The organism is Allobosea sp. P4_C6 (genome assembly GCF_056402015.1).
Window position 1 is genome coordinate 1 of the sequence record NZ_JBFUIF010000303.1, and the last position, 821, is coordinate 821.

Below are 821 nucleotides of genomic sequence, written 5' to 3' on the forward strand. Positions count from 1 at the left end.
CGGAGTTGCATCTACAGAACCATAATAGAAGCCGAAAGGAACTTCCCCGAGATTGGCCATCTCGCCGCTTCGGCGTTCGTGCAGAATCTTGCCGGGTTGGGCGTCGGCTTCGGGATCGCTGCTAACGGCCTGCGCCCTTGCCAGCCGAAGCAGAACACCTTGCGCCACCATCGGATCAGCCCATAACAGCATCATCGCGGTGATGATCCCGTCGCGACCGAACATCGTCGAAAACCAAGGAATGCCGGCGTAAGGGTAGATTCCCTCGGCATTGCGCGTCACAAGCGTATACACATCGGAGGTCGAGCGACTGATCAGGTCGTTGAAGAGGGTGTTCGTCGAATCCACCTTGGCGATGCTCGCTGTCAGCGCGCGTAGGTCTCGACGAGCCCGCTGGTAGGCCTTGGCAAAGCCAATCGGTGATACGCCTGATGTGCCCACGGCAAGCCCGCCCGAAGCCTCGGCATCTATCAATTCGCAGGCAACGGTCACGAGTAGCGACGTCCGCTCGCCGGGCTTGAGGGCAAACCGGAACGAGGCGAAATCCTTCGTCAGTTGGAGCGGTGCCGGTTCGAAGCGGAGAACCGTTCGGCGCGTCCTGTCGTCGAGGCCGCGATAGGAGAATTCTACGAGCGAAGAAATGGCCCGGCCGTCCATTTCACCGCGATGGGCCCGCTTCATCCCCCTCACCTCAAACAAATCACGGAAGTCTGCATCGAAGGCCAGAGACAGGCTGAATTCGTGGGGAACGCGGTCGAAATTGCGTAAGCSAATCCGCTCGTAGCACGCCGAATTCCAGAGGAACTTTGTCCGCTCTATTG

At 59.3% G+C, this 821-nt stretch carries 1 protein-coding gene; it reads right to left on the reverse strand.

Translation table 11 applies throughout. From position 1 onward, the window contains the following. On the reverse strand, positions 1-821 hold an 821-nt coding region (locus AC1DVA_RS28820), incomplete at both ends, for a glycogen debranching N-terminal domain-containing protein (protein WP_476808192.1).